16 protein-coding genes and 1 pseudogene are annotated in these 23466 nt (G+C 45.7%); 6 read left to right on the top strand and 11 right to left on the bottom strand.

What is annotated here, in order from left to right; all coding sequences use genetic code 11:
- Window positions 1-40: 40 nt before the first annotated feature.
- The 6 genes from AB4375_RS09085 to AB4375_RS09060 all read right to left on the bottom strand — a co-directional run bounded on the left by AB4375_RS09085 (window position 41) and on the right by AB4375_RS09060 (window position 9615).
- On the bottom strand, window positions 41-2155 hold the full coding sequence (locus tag AB4375_RS09085) for a type I secretion system permease/ATPase (RefSeq protein WP_017061209.1): 2115 nt from the start codon (window positions 2153-2155) through the stop codon (window positions 41-43).
- 18 nt (window positions 2156-2173) lie between these two features.
- Window positions 2174-4084: a LapD/MoxY N-terminal periplasmic domain-containing protein gene (locus AB4375_RS09080; RefSeq protein ID WP_102320930.1), complete on the bottom strand. Its 1911-nt coding sequence runs from the start codon at window positions 4082-4084 to the stop codon at window positions 2174-2176.
- A 5-nt stretch (window positions 4085-4089) separates the two neighbouring features.
- Entirely contained in the window at window positions 4090-4758 is a 669-nt protein-coding gene (locus AB4375_RS09075) for a transglutaminase-like cysteine peptidase (protein ID WP_019823329.1), read from the bottom strand.
- Between the two features lie 59 nt (window positions 4759-4817).
- Window positions 4818-6209: an HlyD family type I secretion periplasmic adaptor subunit gene (locus AB4375_RS09070; RefSeq protein ID WP_017061206.1), complete on the bottom strand. Its 1392-nt coding sequence runs from the start codon at window positions 6207-6209 to the stop codon at window positions 4818-4820.
- A 112-nt stretch (window positions 6210-6321) separates the two neighbouring features.
- Window positions 6322-7608: a sigma-54-dependent transcriptional regulator gene (locus AB4375_RS09065; RefSeq protein WP_372051449.1), complete on the bottom strand. Its 1287-nt coding sequence runs from the start codon at window positions 7606-7608 to the stop codon at window positions 6322-6324.
- Window positions 7609-7692: 84 nt separating this feature from the next.
- On the bottom strand, window positions 7693-9615 hold the full coding sequence (locus AB4375_RS09060; RefSeq protein ID WP_372051389.1) for an ATP-binding protein: 1923 nt from the start codon (window positions 9613-9615) through the stop codon (window positions 7693-7695).
- Between the two features lie 167 nt (window positions 9616-9782).
- Here AB4375_RS09060 and pdxH point away from each other — a divergent pair, with 167 nt between their 5' ends.
- Complete coding sequence (gene pdxH / locus AB4375_RS09055; RefSeq protein WP_017061203.1) at window positions 9783-10418, top strand: pyridoxamine 5'-phosphate oxidase; 636 nt, start codon at window positions 9783-9785, stop codon at window positions 10416-10418.
- A 97-nt stretch (window positions 10419-10515) separates the two neighbouring features.
- Here the strand turns inward: pdxH and AB4375_RS09050 are convergent, their stop codons facing one another.
- Together AB4375_RS09050 and AB4375_RS09045 are read right to left on the bottom strand one after the other, a co-directional pair.
- Window positions 10516-11298 carry a helix-turn-helix transcriptional regulator gene (locus AB4375_RS09050; protein ID WP_032546410.1) on the bottom strand — a complete coding sequence of 261 codons (783 nt, stop codon included), beginning with the start codon at window positions 11296-11298 and terminating at the stop codon, window positions 10516-10518.
- Between the two features lie 375 nt (window positions 11299-11673).
- A pseudogene (locus AB4375_RS09045) lies at window positions 11674-11850 on the bottom strand (SUMF1/EgtB/PvdO family nonheme iron enzyme); the annotation flags it as partial.
- Window positions 11851-12102: 252 nt separating this feature from the next.
- Between AB4375_RS09045 and AB4375_RS09040 the strand changes: the two are divergent.
- The 4 genes from AB4375_RS09040 (at window position 12103) to putP (ending at window position 18656) form a co-directional block, all read left to right on the top strand.
- Window positions 12103-12927 (top strand): AraC family transcriptional regulator, encoded by an 825-nt coding sequence (locus tag AB4375_RS09040; RefSeq protein WP_372051388.1) that lies wholly within the window; start codon window positions 12103-12105, stop codon window positions 12925-12927.
- Window positions 12928-13108: 181 nt separating this feature from the next.
- Complete coding sequence (gene putA, locus AB4375_RS09035) at window positions 13109-16264, top strand: bifunctional proline dehydrogenase/L-glutamate gamma-semialdehyde dehydrogenase PutA (RefSeq protein ID WP_372051387.1); 3156 nt, start codon at window positions 13109-13111, stop codon at window positions 16262-16264.
- An 11-nt stretch (window positions 16265-16275) separates the two neighbouring features.
- Entirely contained in the window at window positions 16276-16980 is a 705-nt protein-coding gene (locus AB4375_RS09030; RefSeq protein WP_372051386.1) for a 1-pyrroline-5-carboxylate dehydrogenase, read from the top strand.
- Window positions 16981-17165: 185 nt separating this feature from the next.
- Window positions 17166-18656 (top strand): sodium/proline symporter PutP, encoded by a 1491-nt coding sequence (putP, locus tag AB4375_RS09025; protein WP_029235685.1) that lies wholly within the window; start codon window positions 17166-17168, stop codon window positions 18654-18656.
- A 644-nt stretch (window positions 18657-19300) separates the two neighbouring features.
- On the opposite strand, the gene AB4375_RS09020 is transcribed toward putP, so the two are convergent.
- Window positions 19301-19471, bottom strand: coding sequence for a hypothetical protein (locus AB4375_RS09020; RefSeq protein ID WP_017070161.1), 171 nt, complete (start codon window positions 19469-19471; stop codon window positions 19301-19303).
- A gap of 278 nt (window positions 19472-19749) precedes the next feature.
- Here AB4375_RS09020 and AB4375_RS09015 point away from each other — a divergent pair, with 278 nt between their 5' ends.
- Window positions 19750-20238: an Lrp/AsnC family transcriptional regulator gene (locus AB4375_RS09015; protein ID WP_004732526.1), complete on the top strand. Its 489-nt coding sequence runs from the start codon at window positions 19750-19752 to the stop codon at window positions 20236-20238.
- A gap of 108 nt (window positions 20239-20346) precedes the next feature.
- Here AB4375_RS09015 and AB4375_RS09010 read toward each other — a convergent pair whose 3' ends face one another.
- Together AB4375_RS09010 and AB4375_RS09005 are read right to left on the bottom strand one after the other, a co-directional pair.
- Window positions 20347-21051, bottom strand: coding sequence for a hypothetical protein (locus AB4375_RS09010; protein WP_017065155.1), 705 nt, complete (start codon window positions 21049-21051; stop codon window positions 20347-20349).
- A 286-nt stretch (window positions 21052-21337) separates the two neighbouring features.
- Window positions 21338-23188 carry an ABC transporter ATP-binding protein gene (locus AB4375_RS09005; protein WP_017065156.1) on the bottom strand — a complete coding sequence of 617 codons (1851 nt, stop codon included), beginning with the start codon at window positions 23186-23188 and terminating at the stop codon, window positions 21338-21340.
- Window positions 23189-23466 lie beyond the last annotated feature (278 nt).

The following is a 23466-nucleotide window of genomic DNA, read 5'->3' as shown; positions in this document are numbered from 1 at the left end:
GTTTCTACTGATAATTATTTATTTAGGTGGCTTGAGCGCTCTAACTAACGGCTCTCACTCGGCCTTGTTTAAGGTCTGAAAGAACCTGTGCTTTAGGACCATCTGCAATGATGCAGCCTTTCTCCATTACGATCACTCGATCGACAATGTCCAACATCGACGTTTTGTGTGTAATCAGAATTAACGTCTCGCTTGGTAGCAATTGGTTAAGTTGGTGTTTGATGTGCATCTCTGAACGGTTATCCATAGCACTGGTCGGCTCATCCATCAACAACACTGGCGGACGGCCAAGGAAGGCTCTAGCAATGGCAATTGACTGACGTTGTCCACCAGACAGCAAGGCACCACCTTCACCCACTTGGCGTTCCAAACCTGCAGGATCTTGTTGAGTAAACGCGGTTACCCCCGCACGGTTTGCTGCATCCATCACGTCACGGTCATCCACCAAAGGACGACCTAAAGTAATGTTGTCTCTTACTGAACCGTAGAACAGGTTACTGTCTTGCGGAACACAACCTATATTGCGTCGTACGTCGACATGATGCAGTTGCTCCATATCCGTGTCATCAATACGTACATGGCCTTCTGTGGGCTTGTACAGGCCCATAATCAGACGTTCTAGTGTGGTTTTACCTGAACCAATACGACCAATGATTGCTACTTTCTCACCAGGACTAATATTGAGGGTTAAGTCTCTAATTGAAGCCACTGGTGAATCTGGGTAGTGGAACGTCACTTTATCTAGCGCGATATGGCCCTGAATAATCGGACGGTGAATGTAGCGTTTACCTTCTTCTTGTTCATCAGGCATCGACATCACTTGCTCAATCAGAGTCATTGATGACTTTGCTTGGTTGTAACGAGTCGAAAGCAAAGACAGCTGAACAAGTGGGCCAATCGCTCGGCCGCTCAACATGGTTGCAGCGATCAAGCCACCCATCGTAAGTTCACCTTCTGCAATTAGATACACGCCAAAGATGATCATACCAACGTTAGTACTTTGCTGAACAAAGCCGGCGGTGTTTTGGATGCTGTCAGTGATGCGTCGACTTTTGATATTCCAATTCGCCATGTGAGCAACGGCTTCTTCCCAACGGAATTGGAATTGGCTTTGCGCACTGAACAGCTTAACCGTCTCTAACCCTGCCAAACTCTCGATTAAGTTCGCGTACTTCTGCGAAGCAAGACGAGAGCCTTCCTCAATGGTACGGCGCAGTGGACCTTGGATTAGCAATGCATAGACGATCAAAATGACCACGCCAGCAACGGGAACAAACACAAGGTTTCCAGCCATTAACCAAATTAGCGCTAAGAACATCAGTGCGAAGGGGAGGTCGATTAACGAGCCAATGGTTGCAGAGGTAAAGAATTCACGAATGGATTCGAACTCTTGCAAGTTTTTAGCGAAAGCACCGACAGAAGCAGGCTTCGCTTCCATACGAATCCCCAGTACTTTACTGAACAGTTTGGAGGAAATGAGAATATCGGATTTCTTACCGGCAACGTCAATGAAGTAGCTGCGCATCAATTTGAGCAGCAAATCGAATAGGAACACGACAAAGATACCACTTGCCAGCACCCACAAAGTTTCAAAGGCGAGGTTGGGAACTACCTTGTCGTACACCAAGCGTGTAAACATCGGCGCGGCAATCGCGAAGATGTTGATAAGAATGGAGGCAATCAACACATCTCGGTAGATGTTTTTAGATTCCCAAATCGTGCTCCAAAACCAATGCCCTTTACGTGTTTTTAGAACTTCTGGTGAACGTTCATCATAACGGAACTGTTTCTTTACCAAGAAGTAGCGGCCGATGAATTGTTCTTTCAGCTCTTCGACAGGAATGATGATTGGCACCATTCCGCTTTCCGCAGTAATGATTTCCGCTTCTTGCTTCTCTAAATCGATACTGTTGAGAACGCACGCCTCACCTTGTTTAAGTAGTAAGACCGCAGGCAGTATCAGGTGAGGAATCTTTTCTAAGTCGGAACGGTTTTCTTTTGCCACTAATCCTGCTCGTTCAGCAGAGCGTGGGAATAGGAAAGGGGTTAGCTTTCCATCGGATAGTGGTAGCCCATTGATCAACGCTTCGGGCGAGTTAGCTAACCCGTAATACCGGCTAACGTAGATCAGTGAGTTCAATAGTGGATCTTGCATGTGATATAACCCTTACAACTATTTATCAACAATGAAGCCTTGGAACACTTCTACGTAGTTATCAGACAGAATATCTAGCTGAGTCTGAGTTTCTATTCGAGACGCGATGGTGGTGACGCCTAGGTTGTGAGCGGTTCTAGAGATCGACGTTAAGGTGAACTTCTGTTTTTCGTCATCAAGGTTATGTGTGAACAGGTAATCTAGTTTCACATAACTTGGACGGTATTCGTTGATGTAATCCAGTGATTGGAAGTTACGTCCGTAGTTATCGACACCAAACACCGCTTCAGCGTTGCGAATGGTGTTACATAATAGTGCCGTGTAGTGCGGAACGTTGATGAAGCAGTTTTCTGGAATCTCAAAGTGCAACAGGTGAGCGATTGAAGCATTCTGTTCAAGCGTCTTACCGATCCAACGGATGAAGCTTGGTTGAGAAATGCTGCTTGGTGAAATGTTAATAGCGACAGGGCTGGTTACTTCTTTTGCATTGAGCTTTTCAACCATCTTCTCAATAACGTATTGGTCGAGAATGTGGCTCATTTCAAGCTGTTCTAGCGCGTATAGATATTGGTTAGCACCGTAACGCACGCCATCTTTTTCAATCGCAGAGAACACCTCTTGGTGATACGTTTTACCAAAGGCATTGTTTGCAGCCTGCAAACGGAAGGTAATGAGGTCGTTGATGATCGCTTCTTCAACCAACATACGCCATTGTTGTTTGCCCATCACTGCGCCGTGATCGTCTGCGGTTACGTAGCCGTAAGCAAGTTCTCGATTCGCCTTGGCACTTGAGAGTGCGTTATCCACCAGCGACATGATTTCAGTACTGGTTTTACGCTTGTTGCTGTAGGTCACACCAAGAGCAATATGTGGATTCGCAGTGCCTGTTGGGTCTGAACCTAGGCTCTGGATACAGTTTACGATGCTGCTCGCGACAAGTTTCAGTTCGCTCTCATCAATGTTTGGCATGATGAAACCGAACTCGTCACTAGAAATACGAGCGATGGTGATATCTGGAGATGAAATTGAAGCTTGCAGCTGTTCAGCCAGTTGATGAACCAAGGCATCACCTTCTTGATAGCCCTTTTCATCGTACTCTTCACTGATAAACTCCGCTTTAAGTACCGCTAAACCACCTAAGCTCGACTCCTCTAACCATTGAGTTAACTGAGACATGTAGTAAGCACGGTTACCTAGCTGAGATACAGGGTCGATATATGCTCTTTCACGTAACTTCTGAGCTTCTTTCGCTTGGTTTTTAAATGCCAGTTCAACTTGAGTCGACATGTGGTTGATGCCATCGACAACCAAGGTGAGATCTTTTGTCTTTGGACGAGCCAGAGGTTCGCCAAACTGATTCTTGGCGATCTGATCCATCTTGGTAATGATCAACGAGAGCGGGCGTAAAGCGCGCTTAAGGATCCAAGAGATAGACACCAAACCGAGCAAGAAGATCGTGCCAAATATGCTCAGTAAGCGGATGAATGCTTGCCAAAGTTGATCGTAGGCAGGGCCTGGGTGACTTACGATCTCGACCTCGGCCAATTGCATCCAGCCACTGGTGATCACGCGGCGGTCATGAACAGGCTCGAACAGGTTTAGGTTGGTAAACCACTCTGGTACGCCAGTTGGCTTTACAGGGTATGAGCGGAGAATGTCTTCACCGCTATCGAGAAAGATCAATCGAACGACTGAGTAAGAACTGCCATCAAACAGGGCGTTGATAACAGACTCCACTGCCACCTTGTCCTTTTCTTCTAGGTAAGGGGCGAGAGCCAGTCCAACAGTATTAATGGTATTACTTACCTCAGAGCGTTGCTGCTCCTCTAAGTATCCACGGGTGGTATTGAATTCGATCATAAAAACTGACGTCATCAGCAGTATGAACACTGCAACCATCCCGACCACAAGCTGTTTATATAAAGTCATTGTACCTACTCATCGTAATTGATAATGGGTTTGTTTAATTTTAGAGAGCGCTCACGTGAACGTAAGTCGTTCCATAAGCTCAATCTTGAAGATTTCCCTGCCAATTTGCCGCTGCCTGCTGCCGACTTGATCAACCAAAGGTTTTTACCGTTAAAACTGTAAATTGGTCGTAGATCTGGGCGTTTGGAACCGCGTTTAATTTCAGGGTTTAAGTTGTCCAAAATTAATGGCTCTGCACTCGGTGTTGAGTAGTAAGCTAACACCATGTGGAACTGGTTTAGTTCCAGTGCTTTTACGTACACTAATCGTAATTTCTTATCTGGGACGCCCAGTTCAAGCAAAGAGAAGTATTTTGCGATTGTGAAGTCTTCACAATCACCGGCGTTGCTGCCTAAAAATTCCAGTGGTGTTGCCCAGTAGTCATTCTTTCCCCACAGTATGTTGTCATCGACAAAGTACATCTGGTTGAAGAACTGGTTTACTGACCTGAGCTTCTCTTTTTCACTTAATCCGTCGTATGACGTCATATTTGAGCGCCATGTCGCCACTCGCTTTCCGGCTCTATCGCCGTAGGTTTTGGTCACTGCATCTATCCACCGTTGGTCGCTCTTGTTGAGCGCCACAGAGGTGAAAGAGGTGAGGACCAGCAGCAATAGCGAAATCCGAGACTTCATAGCCTCTGCTCTTGTCTATTTGCTGTGTATTGAAAGGCGTTATCAAACATCAAACGTCCTTACTCTTTTAGTGCATTGTTTTGAGCGCTTAATAGTGGCTTCAACATGTACTCAAGCACGGTTCTTTTACCCGTGATGATATCGACAGAGGCGGTCATACCTGGAATGATTGGCAACTCTTCGTTCTGTCCAAAATTGTGTTTTTCGGTGCGCACGCGCACGATATAGAAGCTATTGCCTTCTTCATCTTGAGTGGTATCGGCACTGATGTGCTCTAACACGCCTTCTAGACCACCGTACTTAGTGAAGTCATAAGCACTGAATTTAACGATGGCAGTCAATTCTGGGCGTAGGAACGCGATATCTTGCGGGGCGATTTTCGCTTCAACCAATAGAGAGTCTTCTGTCGGTACAATTTCAACGATGTCCATACCCGGTTGGATAACACCACCGACAGTATTAATACCCAATGTTTTAACGGTGCCAGTTACAGGAGAAACCACCACGGTACGGTTTACTCTGTCTTCTAGGCCAACGGCAGATTCGGTCATTGCAGAGAGCTTGTCTTGGGCTTGATTGAGTTTTTCTTGTTGTTCGGAGCGGAAGTTCAGTGCGGCGTCAATACGGCTGAGCATGGATTCTTTGATTGCTGAGCGTAAAAGAGGAATTTTTAGCTCGCTCGAAGTCATTTCTCGGCGAGTGTCGTTCACTTGTCTTTGCAGTTTAAGTAATTCAATTCGTGGTACCACCCCTTCATCGGCGAGAGGTTTGGTGATATCCAGTTCTTGGCGAGCAAACTGGTAGCTCTGTTTTAGGTTTCGAACACGCGCTTTAATCTCAACTAGGTCTTGCTGTTTCTGTTCAACTTGTTGATCAAAAACGGAAAGCTGGTTTCTCAGATTATTGAGATCTTGACGGTATTCTGCTTTTTGACGATTAACCAGTTGAGGTTGAAGTTCATAGAATTTAGGTGGGAACGCAAGCTTGCCATAATCGAGAGTGACACTTTTCTTCCATTCTTTTTCAGAGAATTCTTCATTGATGACAACACTGGTCAGGGAAGCGGAAAGCATTAACACGTTGGCGGTCAAGTTCGCGACTTGTTGTTCACGCTCGCGGAAGTCAGAACGGAATCGTGTGTCATCGATTAACAGCAGTTGTTGACCTTTTTGAACGCGTTGGCCTTCTTTAACTAAGATTTCTTTAACCAAGCCACCTTCAAGGTTTTGTACCACTTGGATCTGAGAGGAGGGGATCACTTTGCCTTGGCCAACGGTAACTTTGTCGATCTCTGCCCATGCAGACCACCCAATAGCAGCAATAAAAAACAGAACGATCACCCACAACATAATTCGCGCACTGGTGGGCGTATTGAGGAGTAGTGCCGCTGTTTTATCATCGACATACTCAAGCTCGGTCTCGTTCAATTTGCTGAAATTTTTCTGACTCATAACAGTCCTTGTTCGCTAAATAAAAGTGCAAGCCTATTGAGTGTATTCTTACTTTTGATAAATGTTAAGATTTTGCTCATTTAAATCTTTGAATTTATATATTTTTTAAGACTTATCGGTTCTTGAAATCTGTTTTATCGAGTTGGTGCTTTCTTAGTTTGTCATACAGTGTTTTTCGCGACACCTGCAGCTCTTGTTGTACCTCTTTTAAACGACCTTGATGGCGATGTAGCGCCTCAATCAAGATAATTTGTTCAAAGCTATCGGTGCGTTGGTTTAACGACTGTTGTTGCTCTTCAATGCTCATATCGAGTTCATTTTGCTCATCAGTATCGCTGTCGAGCGACGGCTGCTTAATTTGAGTCAGCACTCTGAGTTCAGCATGTTGGCGAAGCTGACGAATGTTCTCCGTCCAATGCGTTGCAATGAGTCGCTGAATCTCTTTTTCTGTAATCACGGGTGGCGGCAGCTGATAGCGACTGGCCGCACCACGAGCAAAGTGTTTGAATAAAGAGCCAATATCTTCCGTTCTTTGCGCCAAGGGTAGTAAATTAAACCGGCGTAGTTCACCTGTAATTGTAGTAGGAACTACTGTAGTTGCGATAATGATACAAGTTGCATTGGTCTTGCATGAGTTTTCATGAAGTAGAGTGGGTTTTAGAGCGGCTAACCATAGCCATTGCTGCGAAGTTAACGCTTCTGTTTCATGGATATAGAGTGTTCCACCTTGATGCTTTAAGAACAGTTGCAAAACAAACTGATGGAATGTCGCTTCGTCACTGCGTGGCAAATTAAACGCCGCGACAGGGCAAAGCTCCGCGGTTTGATGACTGTGTAAATCATGGGTGTATTGTGCAGTGACCCTTTTCCCCGTCCCTAAATCACCAACAAACAATAGAAGTGGGTTAGTTTTGGTATCTAGGGTGATCAATTCTCGGCGCAATGCCTGCATTGATGGAGATTGACCAATCAGTTTTGGGCCAACCTGATTTTGCATTGCCAACTCTTTGCGCAATAGGTTGTTCTCTTCAACCAGTGCGAGTTTATCTGCGGCTTTTTTAACGGCAGTGAGTAGGGCATCGACCACAAATGGCTTTTCCAGAAAATCGTAAGCGCCGGCTTTCATTGCGGATACCGCGGTTTGCACGTCACCATGTCCGGTAAGTACGATGACCTGAAAATGAGGATTTTGGCTCAGTAACTTTTGCGTCAATTGAATGCCATCCATCACCGGCATGTGAATATCGGTGACGACAATTCCGGCTTGCGTGGTATCTATTTTCTTTAATGCCTCAATAGCATTGGGAAAGCAGACAATATCGATGCCTTCAATGAGCATGGCTTGTTCTACGGAGTCTCGAATGGCGGGTTCATCGTCGACAAAATAGAGTTTAGGCATAGAGTGCAAAAGCCGATTCCTTAGCAGTAGGTGAGATTAGCAGTATGTGAGATTCGTTTTCTAATCAGCGATAACAACGGCGTGTTAGTCCTTATCGTTATATAACGGGATGTTTAGCGAGAATACCATGCCTGAAGGCTCTAACCGGTTCGCGCTGATCGTGCCGTGATACGCTTCAATAATCCGTTTCGATATTGAAAGCCCTAGCCCTAAACCTTCCGGTTTGGTGGTAAAAAACGGGTCGAACAGCTGTTCTAGCTTATCGTTCGGCATGCCAATTCCGTTATCCCAAATGATCAGCTGACAAGAGTCATGATGCAGTTGCCATTCGATGCCTATCTGTGGGCTAGCCTGTTGGTCAACGCTTTCCAGGTTTTGTTGCTCCTGCAAGATTTTGTGTTCAAGAACTTGTTGTTGCAGCGCTTGAGTCGCGTTGTGAATCAGGTTCACTAGTACTTGCTCGAGTTCGGTTGGATGAATCGCAATATTGATGTCATCTGGCACCGTGCTTAGCCTTAGCGTAATGCCTTGCTTGATCATCAGCGCACTGAGAATGCTAGTGGCGTTATTGACCGCTTGATGCAGGTTCGCCACATGATGTTCTTGTTTGGTGACCTTGCGAGTAAAGACTTTGAGTCGCGCGATGATGTCGGTAATGGTGTTGTTGAGGCCAATCATTTTCTCAAGATTGCTTTTCACTAAATCGGTTCGTTCCATTTCCAGTAGCTTTAAGCTGTTTTCACTGTAGGTTCGCAGTGCTGCAAGCGGTTGGTTGATTTCGTGGTTAATGCTGGCTGACAGCTCACCGAGTACCGCTAGTTTCGCGGTTTGTGTCAGCTCTTGTTCTGTCTGTTTCAACTTCGACTGCGACTCTTGGTATTGAAAAAGGGTTTGTTGCAGCTGCTGATTGGATTGCTTCAAGTAGTGGGTACGTTTATCAACGGTTTGCTCTAGGTTTTGGTTGAGTCGGGTCAACGCCACTTTCGCGAGATAAGTCTGGCGCCACGACCAAGCGATGAGCATCACCAAGCTGTAAATCACCACGAAGATGACATCGATCTGAAAGATTTTAATAAGTTCAGCTCTGGTCTCTTTTAGTGCGACAACTTGGTACTGGTTGTTGCTGACCGTTGCAGGGTAAAGATTAAAAGCACCAAGCTTGAATAACTGGTTGGCGGTGAGCTCTTTTCGGATTTCATTGGATTGAAGGTTGCTAGATTGATTGGTATTGCTCGCTTCTGACTGAGAGCTTGAAGAACGAAAGGCTTCGATGATCGAAATTTCGCTTTGACCGTATTGGCGTTGAAGTGCGATATCCGTTTGTTGTTGCTGAGTTAGTGGCAACAATGAATGGTAAAGCCATGGAGCTTGGCTTGATAGAAAGACCACTTGGTTAGAGTCGAGTACTACGATCTCAAAATCGTCGCTGGTTAGGATGTTTTCGAGATTTTCTAAGCTCACTTTTACGGTGATAACGCCAACAATTTCCTTGTCGATATACAGAGGTGAAGACAGAAAATAACCGCGTACGTTCGAACGAGCGCCTAGCGCGACATATTGTGTGTTGTTACCTTGAATGGCAGAAGCAAAGTAGGGACGAAACGAGAAGTTCTCACCCACAAAAGTGCGAGGCTTTTGGTAATTACTGGAAGCGACCACAGTACCGTTCGGGTCGTGAATATAGATGGTGTCGGCTTGGCTTTGATTCGACCATTCAAATAGCAATTGATTGAGCTGCGCAGCGGAAATCTTGTCTGCTTGTGGTGATGAGTCAAAATAAGAGAGCAAGCGCGGGTCATGGCTGAGCAAATCCGGGATCTGTTTGAATTTATCCAATTCAGAGTCGATTTGTAGATTGGCTTTACTTGCTGCTTCATCGAGTTGCTGAGTGACGATTTTTTCTTGGAATTGCACTGCCATAAAGTGGGTTGCGGTCAGCCCTGCAGCTCCCAATAACAATGAGAATAAAACAAAGGGTGTCATTAGGTTAGGCAGTATTTTGGTCACTCGGATCTCAGCTTGTCATCGGTTTGTATAAAGATTATCAATATGATGGAGAGAGTACCGAGATCTTGTTAACACAGAGCACCTTCTGTGAGACAAAACCATGGCTTAGACTTGTGTTTCAAAGGATTACGGCGCAAAATCACAAAAAAATTTAAAGGAGCAAGCAAATGGAACTGACAGATATTCGTCGCGAATACGCTAAGGGTGGATTGAGACGTAAAGACTTGGCCGCAGACCCGATTGAGCAATTCAATTTATGGCTAGAGCAAGCCATTGAAGCGAAGTTGACGGACCCTACTGCCATGACAGTTGCTACGGTTGATGAAAATGGTCAGCCATTCCAACGAATTGTTCTGCTGAAGAATGTTGATAAAGACGGGTTCGTTTTTTACACCAACTTAGGTAGCCGCAAAGCGCACCAGCTTGAGCACAACAGCAAAATCAGTTTGCACTTCCCTTGGCATCCACTCGAACGACAAGTTCATATTACGGGCACGGCTGAAAAGCTAACGGCTATGGAAAATATGAAGTACTTCTCGTCACGTCCAAAAGAGAGCCAATTGGCCGCGATTGCAAGTAAGCAGAGTAGCCGCATCTCAGCGCGTGGGATTTTAGAAGGTAAGTATCTAGAGCTTAAACAGAAGTTTGCCAAAGGCGAGATTCCCGTGCCTTCTTTCTGGGGTGGCTTCCGAGTTCGTGTTGATAGCATTGAGTTCTGGCAGGGTGGTGAACACCGCTTGCACGACCGTTTCTTGTTCTCACGCCAAGACAACAGTTGGGATATTGATCGCCTAGCGCCTTAGGCTGCTTGATCGCTTAGCTGCTTAACAGATCCAAAAATGCCGTTGATTAGACTGATCAACGGCATTTTTTTGTCTGCATTTTCAGCTGAACAGTCAATCAGTCACTGTGAAGAACAACAGAGATCTGTTTTTTGAGCAGAGTTTCTGGGATCACTGAGCCCAATCCTGAATCCAACGCATACTCAATCAATTGGCTTTTACTGCGTGCATCAAACTTCTGTTTCAATCTAGCGACATGACCTTCGACCGTTTTGATTGAAATGTTTAACGTCGACGCGATGTACTGTGGTTTCTTGCCGAAAAGCAGTAAGAACAGCACCTCTGATTCTCTCGAAGTCAGCCGCTTTTGCAGCTTAGACACGCGCGGCTCTGACCCCGCAAGCGATGCCTGATCGCCTTTTGTTCCTGTGGCCTGACAAACCCAATGACCGACCTCTAAGATCGCGGTATCGGTAAGCTCTTGGCCATAGAAGATGGTGCCTTGGACGTTGTCGTCGTCATCAAGCCATGGTGTTTTAGTAAAGATATGGGCGTGCCAGCGTCCGTCTGGATAGGGGTGAATATCGAGAATCTTAAGGGTACTGCGTGTATCCATCACATGTTTGTCTTGAGCTCTGAAATCTTGTGCGCACTCGGTGGTTTGACTGGGCATGTCGAAGTCGGTCAAGCCAGTACAAGTCTCATTGGGTTTTAAGCCAATCAATTGGTTGTAAGCAAGGTTGGCGTACACGAAGACCGAGTCAGTATCTTTGCAGCCCCAGCAGCCTGGAAGTTGTTCGAATAAAGAACGATGTATGGAGTTGAGTGGATCTGGCAAGGTTTTATCTCGTGTGTTGCGATGTTGCAATAATATCAGTTTCTTATAGCGCTGCAATGGCAATTAGAGTTTGTACTCTGCTCGAAAAATAGGGGGTGAATGACAGTTAAACAGATTGTTGACTAACTGCTTCAATCACGGGGAATCGATGGGCAGAAAGGGTGATAAACAGGCAAAAAAAAGCCAGCCTGAAGAGGGGCTGGCTAAAGACAAGATATGCCTTGTCGACATGTAGAAGATTTTCAGTCTAATTTACGAGGGTCAGGTAAATTAAACTGAGGCATCAATTTGATACCCAGAGTGACTTACTACTCTATCGACGAATCTACTCCTAGGAGTGCTTATGCATAAGGGGGGAATTCCCCTATAAATGCTGCTCAATGTGATAATTGAGAACCTAGAGTAAATATTTGGGATTCTGAGCCTGTGATTGGGAGCCTACAGCTCTCGTACTACTCGGAATCCTAGATAGTTCGCTGCCGTTGAAGGCGGTACGTACAGTTCGTTAAACACTTTTGCTTCTTCAGGAGAGAAGCTCCACGCGCCACCTTTCGCTAGGCCTTTCTGAACGGTTGTCCATTCCCATACATTACCCACCATGTCGTAGAAGCCTGTAAAATGTTTTTCGTGTTCGTGTTCGTGCTTGTGTGATTGCTTGTGAAGTCCCTAAACTCGCCGGAACGATTGGTTTTACAATGCCCGTAGTTTGTACGCTCTTGATCATCTTTCCGGAGGCATGATCAAGATGATCGCGGTAATGATCTTCTGTTTATGGTGAGGAAATGACTCTCATGATCATTTACAAATTCATCTTGTGCAGATTTCAGAGTATTATTCTCACTATGTCGATCTGAGTACTTTGCTGTCATGCCAAAACCTTTACCCTTTCCAAACCTAGACTTGTCCCCGCTAGGCCTTACTGGCCCTCGCCCTGCGGAGATCATTACTTTGCCTTCGCATATGGATTGTCACGATCACCACTATTCGCAAGTCGTGATTGGTTTAAATGGTCAGGCGGAATTTGAAGTGAGTGGTAAGGGGAATCTTGTTGGCCCAGGACAAGGTTGTGTGGTGACAGCGAGCTCTGATCATGCTTTCGGTGGTGTGGTCGGTCAGTCCGACATTTTGGTGCTTAACATGCCCGTGCCGAGTGACGACGACCCGCTGATGTTAGAGAAGATTAACCAGTTAGAATCATCGAACGTCTACTTCCAATTAGACGCGCAAATTCAAAAGCTTATCCATATGTTGGTGCAAGAAATGCAGGCGAGCCCGGATGATCTATTGTTAAGCCGTGCCTGCAATGACACGGTGATCGCTCTGATGCAAAGGCACATATCGGCATTTGAAACCTCAATTAAAGACTCGCGTTTTGATCTTGAAGCACTGGATCGCTACATCGAGCAACACCTCGCGAATAAGATCTCTGTCGCTCAGCTTGCGGGCAGCGTGTTCTTGGGCGAAAGCCAGTTCCATATGCTGTTCAAAGAGCAAATGGGCATTACCCCTCACCAGTATGTTCTTGGTAAGCGTATCGATCGTTCTCGCCGTTTAATTGAACAGGGTAACCTTAGCCTTGGTCAGGTCGCAGAACTGGCTGGTTTCTCCGGTCAATCCTCTTTTACTCACACCTTTTCACGCCTTCAAGGCATGTCTCCATCCCAATACAAAAAGAAAATTTCTGTTAAATAGTGAAACAAAACGGCATATTATTTTAAAGTTTCATATGTGACGTTGTGTTTGTTTTGTTAATAAAGCGAGTTTTTAGCAAAAAACTCGGAGTTTTTGACAAGTAATCCTTATATACTCTAAATACACTGCAGCCATTGTAGAGATCCCGGGCTAATTCCGGGTGTGAGATTAAGGAAAACGCATGTTTACAGCTACTGATGTGTTAAAGCCAGAATTCAACGAGCAGTCGCTTGATGATCTATGGTCGCTTATCTCACCATTATATATGGTGGATGAAACCCAATGGCTAGAGCAACTTCTGCCACTAGCTACCCCTTCTGAGTCTGAAAAGCAGCAAATCACAGACAAAACGACTTCTTTGATCGAAGCTATCCGTGCGGATAAGACTTCTATCCAGATGATCGATGCACTGTTGCTTGAATACAGCTTAGATACTCAAGAGGGCATCTTGCTGATGTGTCTGGCGGAAGCCTTGATGCGTATTCCTGATTCAGCAACGGCTGATGCACTGATTCGCGACAAGCTAAGCGTTGCGGATTGGAAGTCTCACCTAAAGAATTCTGATTCGGTTTTTGTTAACGCTTCAACTTGGGGCTTAATGCTAACAGGCAAGGTGGTTGGACTTTCATCGAACGAGCAGAGTGCTGGACAAGCGGTTAACCGTTTAGTGAACAAGCTTTCTGAGCCGGTAATTCGTAAAGCGATGCACCAAGCGATGAAAGTGATGGGTCACCAATTTGTTCTTGGCCGCAGCATTGCTGAAGCGCAAAAGAACGGTAAGTCGATGCGCGACAAAGGCTTTACCTACTCATACGACATGCTAGGTGAAGCAGCACTGACCACAGCTGACGCAAATAAGTACTTTAAAGATTACCTAATGGCGATTGAAGCCGTAGGTCGAGACAACTATGTTTCTCCACAATCGAAGGTCTCTTCAAAATCTAGCCCAGCGCCATCTGTGTCTATCAAGCTTTCTGCACTTCATCCTCGTTACGAAGTGGCGAACGAAGACCGCGTACTGACTGAGCTATGCGACACGCTAGAGCAGTTACTGCGCCGTGCGATTGAGCTTGATGTTGCGATCACGATTGATGCAGAAGAAGCGGATCGCCTAGAGCTTTCGCTTAAGTTATTCGAAAAACTGTATCGCAGCGAGCTAGTGAAAGGCTGGGGCAAGTTTGGTCTGGTTATTCAAGCGTATTCAAAGCGTGCTTTACCAGTTCTAGTTTGGCTAAACCGCCTAGCAAAAGAGCAGGGTGACTTAATCCCACTTCGCCTAGTGAAAGGTGCTTACTGGGATAGTGAGATCAAATGGTCACAACAAGCTGGTTTCGATAACTACCCTGTTTACACTCGCAAAGAAGCGACTGATGTAGCCTACCTAGCGTGTGCGCGTTATCTATTGAGCCCAAGTGTTCGTGGCAATATCTTCCCGCAGTTTGCGAGCCACAATGCTCACACGGTTTCAGCTATTGCTGTGATGACAGACCATAAAGACTTTGAATTCCAACGCTTACACGGCATGGGTGATTCACTTTACAACCATGCGATGGAAGCTTACCAACAGTCGGTACGTATCTACGCACCGGTTGGCAGCCATAAAGATCTACTGCCATACCTAGTACGTCGCTTGCTAGAAAACGGCGCAAACAGCTCGTTTGTCCACCGTCTAGTTGATGCGCGTTGCCCTGTGGCAGAGCTGACTCAACACCCTGTCGATATGCTTCTGGCATTCGATACATTGCACAACACTAAGATTCCTCTGCCTCCAGCGGTATTCCCTGAGCGTAAGAACTCTTACGGTGTGAACATTGATATTGAAAGTGAAGCGCATCAGTTTGAAGAGCAAGTAAAAGGCTTCTTAAACAATCAATGGACTGCTGGACCTGTGATCAACGGCGAATCTCTTGCCGAAAGCATGATCAAGGCTGATCAGAATGTTGAACAAGTAACAGCACCTTATGATCGTCGAATTAATGTGGGTCAGGTGGCTTTTGCAAACCTTGATCATGTTTCCGCAGCGATCACTGGTGCAGACGCCGCATTTGCTGATTGGAATGCGACATCGGTTGAAACCAAAGCCGCTGCGCTTGAGAAGCTGGCGGATCTGATGGAAGAAAACCTGGCTGAGCTGGTGGCAATTTGTCATCAAGAAGCGGGTAAGACAATTCACGACAGCATTGATGAAGTGCGTGAAGCGGTCGACTTCTGTCGTTACTACGCAAAACAAGCGAACAACCTACAAGGTTTTGAGCTAAAAGGCTTTGATGGTCTAACTCGAATCGCTTCGCGACAAGGTCGTGGTGTATTCGTTTGTATCAGCCCTTGGAACTTCCCATTGGCGATCTTCCTTGGCCAAATTACAGCTGCACTAGTGGCGGGTAACACGGTTGTGGCGAAACCTGCAGAGCAAACAAGCTTAATTGCAGCTCGCGCAGTGGAATTGATGAATGAAGCGGGTTTCCCTGCTGGCACGATTCAGTTACTACCGGGTCGTGGCGCTGAGATCGGCAGTGCGCTAACCAGTCATGATGCGATTGCGGGCGTTGCCTTTACGGGGTCAACACCAACAGCACAACGTATCAACGTGTCATTGGCGAGTCGTAACGCTAAGCCTGTTCCGTTTATCGCGGAAACCGGTGGTCAGAATGCGATGATCGTCGACAGTACCGCACTGCCTGAACAGGTAGTCCGTGATGTTATTCGTTCGGCATTCGCTTCTGCAGGTCAACGTTGTTCTGCGCTACGTGTGCTTTACATTCAAGAAGACATTGCAGATCGCGTGATTGGACTAATTCACGGTGCGATGGATGAGCTAAGCGTTGGTATTCCACATCTTCATGAAACGGATGTGGGCCCAGTTATCGACCAAAACGCGAAGCAGAAGTTGATGACGCACCTAGAAAATATGACTAAGACCCAGAAGAAAGTGGCTCAACTTTCTCTAGGAGCGGATTGTGAACATGGTGACTTTGTTCCACCAAGTGCATTTGAAATCGATGACATCAGCTGTTTGAAAGAAGAGCAGTTTGGTCCTGTACTGCATATCGTTCGCTTCAAAGCGAGTGAACTGGCGCAAGTGGTAGACCAAATTAACCAAACCGGTTTTGGCTTAACCATGGGCATCCACAGCCGTAACGAGACAACTTACCGTTGGATCGAAAAACACGTTCGTGTGGGTAACTGTTACATCAACCGTGACCAGGTCGGCGCTGTTGTTGGTGTACAACCATTTGGTGGTCAAGGCTTGTCTGGTACTGGCCCTAAAGCGGGTGGTCCTCACTACCTATACCGCTTTACTGATGTTCATTTCTCTCAATCACAAGACAAGGCATAAGGAGCAGTATCATGGTTCATCAAGTGACAGGTTTTTCTGATGCTTTGTTAGCGTGGGAACAATGGAATCTTACCGATTTTGATCATAAGAGTGCTCAGGTACTTGCATTCAAATCAGAGATCGAAAGCCAATCTACGTCTTTGGCGGCAGTGGCAACTTATCACCTAGAGCAGGCCTCTGCGCTGCTTTCTGAGCAGCACCTAATGGCTGGCCCGACTGGTGAAACAAACGAGCTGTATGCTGCAGGACGTGGTGTGGCTTTGGTGATTGTTGATGATTGCCAAGACAAAGAGCCAGCACTGCAAACAGCAACCGCGATGATTACCGCAGCACTATTAGCGGGTAACAGCGTGCAATTGTGCAGTGATGACGTGCAGTTCAACACCTTAATTGCTGATGCTGCAAAACAAGCGAATCTACCAACTAACTTAGTACAGGTTTCCTCGTATGACGCGGCTCAACAGCTGCTGTCTTGCGATGTACGAAGTGCAGGTTACGTGGGTAATTTACAAACGGCACAAGCTATCAATTTACAGCTTGCTAAGCGTGACGGTGCAATCGTCGGTTTAGTGGCTGAAACGGATCTGACAGCAATGCATGTTGCTCACGATCCACACCTATCGCTGCGCTTCATTACCGAGCGTACGCGAACTATAAATATAACAGCCGTGGGCGGTAACGCGACCTTGCTCGAACTTGGAAGCGAAGCTCACTAACCTTCAGTAAAATTGGCTCTAAGCTCCTTTGGTTGTTTCCATTTTTTGGTTTCTCCATTTTTGGATTTAACTCATAGTGCCTTGGAGCCTCAATACCTAACTCAATGCACTCGCTTGCCTTTACGGTGAGTGTCTTGCATTGAATTAGGCATGGAAGGCTTTTTACAAATGAGGACTATCAAATGATAGAAAACAGTTTTGCAATAACGACGACGTTCATTGCGTATCTAATTATGATGCTGGCAATCGGTGTTATCGCTTACAAACGTACTTCTAGCTCGACAGACTACTTCCTAGGTGGTCGTTCGCTAGGCCCATGGCCTGCTGCACTTTCTGCTGGTGCATCAGACATGAGTGGTTGGCTACTACTTGGTCTACCGGGTTACGCTTATGCTGCTGGTTTTGAAGCATTCTGGCTTGCTGGTGGCCTGCTAGTTGGTACTTGGGCGAACTGGTTAATCAGTGCTAAGCGTCTGCGTACTTACAGCATTACAACAGAGTCACTGACGCTACCTGAGTTCCTATCTCGTCGTTTCAATGATAATTCTAAGCTGATCCAAACAATTTCTGCTTTCTTTATCCTTTTATTCTTCCTTTTCTACACAAGTTCTGGCTTGGTAGCAGGTGGTAAATTGTTTGAAACAGTATTCGGCCTAGATTACACAACAGCGGTAATCATCGGTACAGTATGTGTGGTTTCTTACACGCTATTTGGTGGTTTCCTTGCGGTATCTTGGACGGATTTGGTTCAAGGTCTGCTGATGTCTGCTGCGCTATTGATTGTACCAATCGCAGCGATGAACGGTGGTCTTGGTCAGCTATCGACTGATCTTCACAACATCAACCCAGAGCTTCTCACGCTATGGAATGATGTGAAAGGTGAGCCACTTTCTGCTATCGCGATCATCTCGCTAGCGGCATGGGGTCTAGGTTACTTCGGTCAGCCACACATCCTTGCTCGTTTCAAAGCAACACGTAGCAACAAAGACCTAACAACAGCGCGTCGTATCGCGGTGGTATGGTCTGCTCTGTCTATGGTTGGTGCAATGCTAGTAGGTCTGGTTGGTCTAATCTACGTGACTAACTCTGGCGCGCCTAAGCTAGACGATGGCGAGAAGATCTTCATGCTTCTTGTGAACGCGATGTTCCACCCAGTAATCGCAGGTATCTTACTTGCTGCAATCCTAGCGGCAATCATGAGTACTGCGGATTCACAGCTACTTGTATCTTCATCTGCACTAGCAGAAGATCTGTATAAGCAAGTACTTAAGAAAGATGCGACGTCTGAAGAGATTGTTCGTGTAGGCCGCTTCGCGGTTATCCTAATCTCTTTGATTGCACTTGTGCTAGCGATGACGCCAGACAGTTCAGTTCTTGGCCTTGTATCTTATGCATGGGCTGGTTTCGGTGCTGCATTTGGTCCAGCTATCGTGTTGAGCCTATACTGGTCTCGTATGAACCGTAACGGCGCTCTAGCGGGTATCGTGGTTGGTGGTGTTACGATTGTTCTTTGGAAGCAGTTCACGGGCGGTTGGTTCGATGTGTACGAAATCGTACCGGGAATCATCCTATCGACGCTTTCTATCGTTATCGTGAGCCTAATTACTGGCGAGCCTGAAGACGAAGTTAAGAAGCAACACGCTGAGTTCGAGAAGAATCTCGTTGAGCTAGACTAATTTACATTGTAAAACAGATGTGAATTAGCAAAGAACATGAGCTAAAAACAATAGAGTCACTTCGGTGGCTCTATTTTTTTATGTGAGTACGACCTTTGTCTTATTTCAAATTAAGTTTATTCGAGGTTTTCTGATATTGAAATGGGGGTTTACAATGTAAATCGAAGCGGTAGGATCTTGCGTGAGAAGGGAAAGATCAACTTACTCAATGGCGAGTGATGTCAAAAAATAAAACAGAAAAATGGCTATTTTTTGAACTTGGCGCTCACTTTTTTCATTAGCTCGGTGAATTGTGGAACCGAATTGGACATGATGTGTCAATTGTCAGTAACCACTAAAGACCTATAGGACAAAGGTATGCCTGATCTCTATTGCAAAGGATGTAAAAAAACAACACTACATAAGTCTATAATGAAACGTTGTGAATCAGAGCCCGAGACAGCTTCTGGCCGTATGATGCAATGGACGTCAAAACTATTTAGTGGAAACCTGTACTACGATATGGAAACTCAGCACTTCTGCCGCACGTGCAATTGTCGTTGCGAAACTGGAAGTGCTGTTCCCCAAGTTGGCCTAGCCTAACTCATAGTAAGTGCTTACTAACTTGATTCAAAAAACCTCCGTGCTAGGAGGTTTTTGTGTTTCTAAGCAGCCTTGAGTGCAAGCTCAGCTTCAATGGCATTGCCATCAATCTTCACTTCCCATCCATAGTTTGAGTATTCATTTGCTAGTGCCTGAGCAACATCTTTTGATACCGTTACGTGTGTCCATGAACCAATACCGTAAGGTTTATATGCGAGTTCTTGCGTTTTCATAATAGAGTCATCCTTTCTCTTTGATAATTATATTATTCACTTTGGCCTATATCCTTTCTTTCGTTTCCGGCTCAACTTATTTGTTAATCGGGTCATTTCTATAATAATTTGTTAATAACCAGAGTTTGATTTATAAGGGTTCTTATCTATTTGTATGTGTTTATATCTGGCGTGAATATCATCCGTGCATTTAGTTTTTAAATGTGTGAGCGAGGTTTTCTTCGATTGCACTTGGTATGGAATATACTGAGCGGAATTTAGAATGTTTAAGGAATGTTATGTCTCAGCATCAGCTCGATCGTATCGATAAAGAGATACTAAGAATTCTGCATATGAAAGGGCGTTTACCTGTTGTTGAACTGGCAAAACAGGTCAACCTTACGACGTCACCTTGCTCTGATAGACTCAAGCGATTGGAGAAAGAGGGCTACATCACGGGCTATCATGCTGAGCTTTGTTCAGAAAAGCTGGGACTCGATGTTCAAGTCTTTATCCATATCCGTCTCGATCAGACTAGCTTTTCGATCTTCGACAAATTTGCCCAAGCCGTGGAAATGATGCCTGAGGTGGAAGAGTGCTACTCACTGTCGGGTGACTTTGACACCATGATCAAGGTTCGAGTGAAAGACATGAAGGCGTACCAAGCGTTTATGGCCACCAAGCTGGGCACCTTGCCTGGTGTGATTCAGACACGTAGTGAAGTGGTGATTGAAGAGCATAAAAAGGGCTTCGGCGTGAACCCTGAGTTGTTGGCAACTCTAAAATAGTGGCCTAATTTCGCTTACCAACGTGATTTAGATATAAAAAATGGAAGCAATAAGCTTCCATTTTTTGTTGAGCGTCAGATAAAGAGCAATCCGATAAATTTGTTCGCCTTAAAGCGTAATGGCCGCAGAGATTAAGCCAATCACACCACCGAATACACCGCCCCAAACCACAAGCCAGCCAAGGTGTTTCTTGATCATGGTCTGAACCATTTCTTTAACCAGCTTAGGTGTTAGTTCATTCAAGCGCTGATCGATGATCGCCTCAATGTTTTCTTTGATTTCATCCATCATCGCAGGCGATTCTAGCTCGTCTTTGATGGCATTTTTTACAGAATCACTCTTGCTGATTTCAATCACAGATTCTTGCATCTTCTCAACAAACGGCGCTTTCATTGGCTCTAGTGCTTCTGTGCCACCAAACATTGCCAACATACCGCCAAACTGAGAGTTCTCGATAACATGCACCAGTGAGTCGAATGCAGGGTTAAAGTCGATCTTCTGAATCACAGGCTCTAGATTGAGCGACTTTCCTGTCATCTCGCTGCTTAGGAAGCGGTCGATGTTACTTTCTGTAAAGAATTGCTCCATCATCAGTTGCTTGATGGCTGCCTTGAACTCTTCAAAGCGTGCTGGAATAACGCCTGAACCGTATAGGCCGGGTACTTTCTCGAACAACATGTGAATCGCAAGCCAGTTGGTGATGGCACCAGAAAAGGCGAATAGGCCTGCGTAAAGCAAGTATTGGTTTGCTGTCGCATAGCCGCCAGCAAGCAGTGCTAACGCAATAACGTTAGTTAAGACACTTTTGTTCATGGTTGATCTCTAGAAAGAATATTGCGCGCATTTTAAGAAAAAAACGCCAAGAAAAAAACAAAAGGATCGATGAAGTTTATTGGACAGGTAGCAAAGAGCGCCAAATAGCAGGCATAAAAAAGGCTAGCCTCCCCCCGAAGTCTAGCCTTATTCCAGAACGCGCAAGCGAGGCGTCTTTGGTGTTAATGTCATTATATAATTACGACATAACATTCTGCCATGTGTAATTTACCGCTAATAAACAAATTGGTGTGAATCACATCGCACTTTTAAAATAGCACAAAAATTAAGCGTTCGTAGCTTGCTCAAGATCATCGGCAATAAAGCCACCGGTCTGGTGATTCCACAATTGAGCATAGATGCCATTTTGTGTAATCAGCTCTTGGTGAGTGCCTTCTTCAACGATATTGCCTTGGTCGAGTACGATCAGGCGATCCATCGCTGCAATGGTCGACAGGCGGTGTGCAATCGCAATAACCGTTTTGCCTTCCATTAGCTCAATCAAGCTCTCTTGAATCGCTGCCTCTACCTCAGAATCGAGCGCAGAAGTTGCTTCATCGAGAACAAGTAATGGAGCATTCTTTAGAAGAACACGTGAGATAGCCACACGTTGACGCTGACCACCAGAAAGCTTAACGCCACGTTCACCTACTTGAGCATCGTAACCAATGTTGCCAAACGGGTCGGTTAGCGTTTCGATAAACTCATGCGCGTGTGCTTGTTTAGTTGCCGCGTATACTTCTTCGTCTGATGCCTCTGGTCGACCGTAAAGAATGTTGTCTTTGATCGAACGGTGCAGCAGTGAGGTATCTTGGGTCACCATACCTATGTTGCTACGCAGAGAATCTTGAGTAACGCTCGAGATCTCTTGGTCATCAATCAGGATGCGACCACTTTCTACATCGTGGAAACGCAGTAGTAAGTTAACTAGGGTCGATTTACCTGCACCTGAACGGCCAACCAAACCCACTTTTTCACCCGGTTTGATGTTGAGGTTTAGGTTGTTGATCACCCCCTTATTCTCACCGTAGTTAAAGCTTACATTGTCGAAGTTGATACCGCCTTGTGGAACCTCCAGAGGCTTCGCGTCTTTCTTGTCTTCAATAGCAATAGGCTTAGACAGAGTTTTAATGCCGTCAATCACGGTACCAAGGTTCTCAAACAGACCACCAATTTCCCACATGATCCATTTCGACATGCCGTTAATACGCAGAGCCAAGCTGACCGCAATCGCGATTGCACCCACGGTGATTGCGCTATCTAGCCATAGGTAGATAGAGATACCCGCAATGCTGAACACCAATAGATAGTTAGCGAATTCCACGCAGATGTTGAAGCCGGTTACCAAGCGCATTTGGCGGTGCACAGTATCTAGGAAGCCTTCCATGCCTTCTTCGGCGTATTCGGTTTCTCTTTTACTGTGTGAGAACAATTTCACCGTCGCGATGTTGGTGTAACTATCGACAATACGACCTGTCATTAACGATCGCGCATCCGCTTGCTCTGAAGACACGTCTTTTAGCTTTGGCACGAAGTGCAGTTGAATACCGATGTAAACGAATAGCCAAATCAGCATCGGAGCCATCAAGCGCCAATCTGATTCAGCAAGCATGAACAGCATCGCCGTGAAGTAAACCGTCACGTAGACAAACACATCGACCATCTTGGTCACAGTTTCGCGCACTGCAAGCGAGGTTTGCATCACTTTGGTCGCGACACGTCCGGCGAAGTCATCTTGATAGAAGGACAGGCTTTGCTTCAAAAGGTAGCGGTGTGCTAACCAACGAATCGACATTGGGTAGTTGCCCAGCAAAGTTTGGTGAAGCAATAGCGAGTAAACACTGATCAAGATTGGCATCACAACCAACAGCAGAATACCGAGCCCCATCAATGTCGATTCGTTGTCTGCTAAGAAAGTGTCTGGGTTGCTTGTTGATAGCCAGTCGACCAATTGCCCCATGTAACCGAACAGCGCGACTTCGATGATCGCGATGGTCATGCTCATCAACCCGAGCAAAATCAATGGTTTTTCGAAACCTCGAGTGTAATGGCGGCAGAATGCCAGTATGCCAGTAGGAGGTTGTATCGGCTCTCCCTTTGGAAAGGCTTCAGTAAAGCCTTCAAATTTCTTGTACATAGATTTCCCTTTATAAACTAGTGCATCTATAAGCGACTGCATCGTTGGTGCAGCTTTGTTTTTATAGTCTTGATTTGAAATTTAACTGTCTTAGTTTGAAATTATATAAGCGGCCATGGGTTCTTATCAGTATTAAATCATTCGATGGATTTTGTTCTAGCGCCTATTTAGGCACTTGGCTTTAAAACACTAAAACTTTGTCTAAGCGATGCAGGAAAGGTCCAAAGAGTGTCTTTCATGACGCTTATTTTAGATTGAATTAGACAGGAAAAGTTAAG

This window comes from Vibrio sp. 10N.261.51.C6, assembly GCF_041471785.1.
GTDB classification, from domain to species: domain Bacteria; phylum Pseudomonadota; class Gammaproteobacteria; order Enterobacterales; family Vibrionaceae; genus Vibrio; species Vibrio crassostreae_C.
Note: the sequence above shows the minus strand (reverse complement) of the source record. Positions and strands in the feature narration are given on the sequence as shown.

Coding starts and splice junctions, on each gene's coding strand:
- AB4375_RS09085 (WP_017061209.1), bottom strand. CDS start 2,155: ATGCAAGATCCACTATTGAACTCACTGATCTACGTTAGCCGGTATTAC.
- AB4375_RS09080 (WP_102320930.1), bottom strand. CDS start 4,084: ATGACTTTATATAAACAGCTTGTGGTCGGGATGGTTGCAGTGTTCATA.
- AB4375_RS09075 (WP_019823329.1), bottom strand. CDS start 4,758: ATGAAGTCTCGGATTTCGCTATTGCTGCTGGTCCTCACCTCTTTCACC.
- AB4375_RS09070 (WP_017061206.1), bottom strand. CDS start 6,209: ATGAGTCAGAAAAATTTCAGCAAATTGAACGAGACCGAGCTTGAGTAT.
- AB4375_RS09065 (WP_372051449.1), bottom strand. CDS start 7,608: ATGCCTAAACTCTATTTTGTCGACGATGAACCCGCCATTCGAGACTCC.
- pdxH (WP_017061203.1), top strand. CDS start 9,783: ATGGAACTGACAGATATTCGTCGCGAATACGCTAAGGGTGGATTGAGA.
- AB4375_RS09040 (WP_372051388.1), top strand. CDS start 12,103: ATGCCAAAACCTTTACCCTTTCCAAACCTAGACTTGTCCCCGCTAGGC.
- putA (WP_372051387.1), top strand. CDS start 13,109: ATGTTTACAGCTACTGATGTGTTAAAGCCAGAATTCAACGAGCAGTCG.
- AB4375_RS09030 (WP_372051386.1), top strand. CDS start 16,276: ATGGTTCATCAAGTGACAGGTTTTTCTGATGCTTTGTTAGCGTGGGAA.
- AB4375_RS09020 (WP_017070161.1), bottom strand. CDS start 19,471: ATGAAAACGCAAGAACTCGCATATAAACCTTACGGTATTGGTTCATGG.
- AB4375_RS09015 (WP_004732526.1), top strand. CDS start 19,750: ATGTCTCAGCATCAGCTCGATCGTATCGATAAAGAGATACTAAGAATT.
- AB4375_RS09010 (WP_017065155.1), bottom strand. CDS start 21,051: ATGAACAAAAGTGTCTTAACTAACGTTATTGCGTTAGCACTGCTTGCT.
- AB4375_RS09005 (WP_017065156.1), bottom strand. CDS start 23,188: ATGTACAAGAAATTTGAAGGCTTTACTGAAGCCTTTCCAAAGGGAGAG.